At 66.2% G+C, this 4,812-nt stretch carries 2 protein-coding genes; both read right to left on the bottom strand.

The window, feature by feature from the left end; all coding sequences use genetic code 11:
* Positions 1-428: 428 nt before the first annotated feature.
* The gene (locus CXQ91_RS24025; protein WP_104176352.1) at positions 429-3,437 is read right to left on the bottom strand and encodes a glycoside hydrolase family 2 TIM barrel-domain containing protein; all 3,009 of its coding nucleotides are present in this window, start codon (positions 3,435-3,437) and stop codon (positions 429-431) included.
* Positions 3,438-3,637: 200 nt separating this feature from the next.
* A complete protein-coding gene (locus CXQ91_RS24030) occupies positions 3,638-4,708 on the bottom strand; it encodes a LacI family DNA-binding transcriptional regulator (protein WP_104176353.1) in 1,071 nt (356 codons plus the stop codon).
* Positions 4,709-4,812 lie beyond the last annotated feature (104 nt).

Raw genomic sequence — 4,812 nt, forward strand, 5'->3', positions numbered from 1 at the left:
CAAATCCAACCAATCCATATAAATAAATTGGTATCAACAAACTTGGCACACTATTGAGTTCTCAAACAACAGACACACCCGGCACCACCACAACCAACAAACAGTCAAGGATCGCTCCGGAGCAACTTTCCAAACTTACCCGGTTCCGGGAAGCTTTGCAAACCGGCGTTTCCGCAGATCCAAGCTCCACCACAAGGGCCCCCACCCGGTTTCCGCACGCCAGTAAAGACGCCGTTTTTCAGGCCATTCAGAAGGGGGTCGGTCGCTATCTTTCCGCATCAGCGGCGGCGACTCGAATTACTTTACACGCCCAGAGGACCCCGCGCAAATGCGCATGCGCGCCGGGAGGGTGGGCCGGAAATCCGCGGAATTCCGCGGATTTCCGGCCCACCCTGGCGTCCACAGGGGCTCCTCAGCGCCGTCCGGTCTTATGTGGACTGAGTCACACCAAATACGAACGAGAAGTCGGCCTCCCGCGGCTCCAGCCGATAGCCTTCCAGGACTCCCGGGCCGCACGCCGCAGTTCCGACTCCATGCACCGCGTGATCGAGGTACACGTAGCTGCGGCCGTCCGGAACCAGGTCGGGGCGGTGGGTGGCAGCGTCCAGTACCTCCAGGCTGTACGGGCGCACGGTGAGTGCAAACGGTTCACCGCTAATGGCGAGCCGGCCGCCGTCGAGCTCCAACGCCGCCCGGTACACGCCTGAACGGGCGCCTGACTCCTGGGGCCGGACGTATTCAACGTCCATGTCCTTCAACGGCAGCTCGTACCAGCCACGTTTGGTGCCCTGGCCTGTATCGGGATAGCTGTGATGCGGTCCCTGGCCGAACCATTCCACGGACTGGGTGGATGACCCCATGACAAGCTCAACCCCTATCCGAGCCCACGGCACCGGCCAGCCGGCATTGACCCACTCGCCGTCGGGCGTGACCTTGGTCCGCAGGCTGACACTGGCCCCGTCGCTGGACCAGGCGTATTCGGCGAGCACTCCAAACTGCTTGCCGGCCGGGGCAACCCGGGTCCGCACCACGAGCTCTTCCCCGCCAGCCACGGGACGGGACGAAAGGCCGATAAGTCGCGTGTGCATCCGGTTGAGCCCGGCGTCCAGCCATTGGGTGGCCACGGGGCGGGGATCCGGGCTCCCCCATTCCGCCCCGACGTCATTGTCCGTGGCTGCACGCCACAACAGGAGCCGCAGCCCCTCCACGGGAATGCCGCCCAGCCGGATGAGCGAGCCCGAGGTCCGGTCGAAGACAGCCGGCCCAAGGCGAAGCAGATCGCCTTCCACCTTCACGTCGGCTTTAGCCTCAGGCGTCGGGGCGACCGGCAGATTGGCCGATTCCTGGCCCCAGGCAAGTTCGTGGCCTGCCGCTGCCCACGCGGCGTCTTGCTGGAGCACTGCCCTGACCGTCAACACCGCCGGCGACTGGGCAGCACTTTCCAACAGGCCGGCTGGCAGGCGCACATGGGCGGACTCGTGCGGCGCCACCGGCGCAACGTCAACCGAACCGCCGTCGACCGTCACGCCGTCGGCCTCCACAACGTACCGGAACTCCAGTCCCGAAGTGTCAGCGAAATCGAAGCGGTTGGTGAGCAAGAAGCCCGACCAGTCGGCCGCCACCTCAATGGATAGCGGCTCGATGACCTTCTTGAAATCCAGCAGGCCGGGGCGGGGGACGCGGTTGGCGTCCACGAGTCCGTCGGTGACGAAGTTGCCGTCGTGGACTTCCTCACCGAAGTCTCCTCCGTAGACGAAATGCTCCTGCCCGTCAGGGCCTGTGCGGGCGATGCCGTGCTCCAGCCACTCCCACACGAAGCCGCCCATCAGCCGCGGGTAGCGATGGAAAAGCTCCTGGTATTCGGACATGCCGCCCGGTCCGGTGCCCATTGCGTGGACGTACTCACACAACACAAAGGGCATGCCCCGCCGCCGTGCGTCCAGGCCGGCGTCATCAAGCGGTGGCTCCACACCTTGGCCGATCAGCCCGGTCTCCGCCTGGCTGGCGTACATCCGTGAGTAGACGTCCACGTAGGCCGAGGTCCAGTCGCCCTCGTAGTGGAGGGGCCTCGAGGGGTCGCGGAGCTTGGTCCAGCGGGACATCGCGGCCAGGTTCTCACCGGTGCCTGCCTCGTTGCCCAGCGACCACATGATGACCGAGGCGTGGTTCTTGTCGCGTTCCACAGTCCTGGACATGCGGTCGACAAGTGCGGGCTGCCACTGCGGATCGGCGCTGGGATTCTGCCGCCAGCCGCCTTCCTCGAAGCCGTGCGTTTCCAGGTCGCATTCGAGGACAACGTAGAAGCCAAGCTGGTCCGCCAGCGCCAGGAAGTCCGGGTGCGGCGGGTAGTGCGACGTCCGGATGGCATTGATGTTGTGCTGCTTCATCAGCCGCAGCTCGCTCTCCATGACGTCCCTCGGCACCACGCGGCCCAGCTTGGGATGGTGTTCGTGGCGGTTGACGCCGCGGAGCAGGATCCGCCGCCCGTTCACCTTGAACTGGGCATCCTCGATGCTGATGGTGCGGAAGCCGATCTGCACCGAGACGGTCTCCCCCGTGGTGCTGACCGTGGCGTCGTAAAGCCGCGGCAACTCTGCGGACCACGGCGTGATCTCCGGGAGACGATGCTCCACGCCTGCGGGCAGTTCCAGCCCCAGTTCCGGGACGCGCACGACGGCGGCAACCGGCTCACCCGCCCGGCTCGCCTCGATGCGCAGGATGCCCTCGCCGGTGCTGTGGTTAAAGTCCGCGTGGACAAAGGCGTCGTCGATGCCCTCTGCCGGACGGGCCTGCAGCGTCACGTCCCGGAAGATGCCGGGCAGCCACCACATGTCCTGGTCCTCAACGTAACTGGCTGCCGAGAACTGGGCCACCTGGACGGCGAGGACATTCATTCCCGGCACCAGCACTCCCGTGACGTCGAATTCGTGCGCGAGCCGGCTGCCGCGCGTGGTGCCGAGCAAAGTTCCATTCAGCCAGACCGTTCCGGCGGACTCGATGCCGTCAAAGCGGAGCAGCGCCGACGGGAAATACTGCGGCCCCGCAGCAAACTCAAAGAGCAGGTCACCCACGGGGTTGGCATCCGGTGCGTGGGGTGGTTCCACAGCGAAGGGGAACTGAACATTCGTGTACCAAGGGGTTCCGTGCCCGTGCATGGCCCAGCTGGACGGCACCGGGAGATCGCCGAAACCGGGACGGTCGCCACCTTCCTGCCAGCCGTCCTGCGGTGCCTGCCGGATACCGGGGTGCAGCCTGAACTTCCAGTCGCCGTTCAGGGACAACCTGGGTGCGGTGCTCTGCAGAAATGCCCGGGGCGGCAAAGTCCCCTGCGGGGGAGCGACGGATGCGAGCCCGGCCACCTGTTCAGCGGCCAGGTCAAGGGTGGATTCCGCTTCGGCAACGGTGTCCCGGCCGGCGATGGTGGGCTGAACTGGCATGGCGCTTCCTCGGGTTGGGGTTTGTTCCGGCACCCGGGCGGCGTTGTATATGCCGCGGCGCCCGGCCAGATTCGTGAACGTTCACGTTCCTTAGGATCCTACGCGAGTACGCAGTTCTTGAACAGGGTGTTGACGGCTTTTGCGACGGCCAGCGTTGCCGCTCGCCTCGGCGCGGCCGGCGGAGATGCCCGCGAACCGGGTCAGGCCGACTTGCGGAGGATCAGTTGATGCGCCAGTGTCAGCCGGGCGGAGTCTGAGCCCGGCGCCACGGCGCCCGTCAGGAGTCCGTCAAGGAGTTCGACGGCGGCCCGCCCCACCTCGCGCAGGTCCAGCGCCAGGGTGCTGAGCTCCGGCGTCAGGAGCTCACCCAAGGGGATGCCGTCCATGCCGACAACTGCACAGTCGTCCGGCACCCGGAGCCCTGCGTCGGATGCCGCCTTCAGGACGCCGGCGGCCATCAGGTCGTTGAAGACCAGGATGCCGTCGATCCCCGGCCGCTCCCGGAGCAAGGCAGCCGCGGCCGCCCTCGCTGCGCCCGCCGTCTCCTCTGCCGCGATCAGTGACCACGGGGACCCGGTCTGGTCCAGCCGGCTGGCGACGGCACGGCCGCGGACCGTGCACGCCCCGATGTCACCCGCAGGTGAGGAGTCCCGGGGGACCTGGCCTTCCGGCGGAAATGCCGATCGACGGGCATCGTACGCGTCCAGATAGGCGATGTTGCGCCGGTTCGCGCCCCAAAGATGGTCCACGGCCAGCTTCGCCGCCTGGGTGTAGTCGAAATTGATACTGCCGGCTGCGCTCCCGGCAATCTCGTCAAGGACAATCAGCGGACGACGGCCCAGCGCGGCCTGGGCCTGGTCGGCGTACCCGCCCAGGTATCCTATGACGGCGTCAACATGGGGGGCCAGGTGCTCCACGGCATCCAGGCCGCTCCGGCCGCCATGACCATAGTCGTCAACCACGATGTGCCAGCCCCGCTGGGTGGCCAGTTCCACCACGCTCGAGGCAAATGCCGGGAAATAGGGATTCGTGAGATCGGGGATGGCGAGCCCTACGGAAGTTCGCGATCCCTGGACGAGGCCCTTTGCGAAACGGCTCGGCGTGTAACCAAGTTCACGCGCCAGCTCCTGCACGCGTTCCCGAGTGGATTCCTTGATTCCCGGCATGCCGTTCATGGCGCGCGTGACCGTCTGGCGTGAAACCCCCGCGGCGGCCGCTACGTCGAGGATTGTTGCCGGCTTGGCCGGGCGTCCGGAGGTTGTGGGGCTCATGGAGTGTAAGTCTAGAGCCGACGCTGCGAGAGGGTTGCCCTGGAGGGTGCAGGATGTGAGAGAGCGTCCTGGCTGTTCGGGTTTTTGGTGGTGTTGGGTGGTTG

This window comes from Arthrobacter sp. Y81 (assembly GCF_002929335.1).
Taxonomy (GTDB): Bacteria; Actinomycetota; Actinomycetes; order Actinomycetales; family Micrococcaceae; genus Arthrobacter.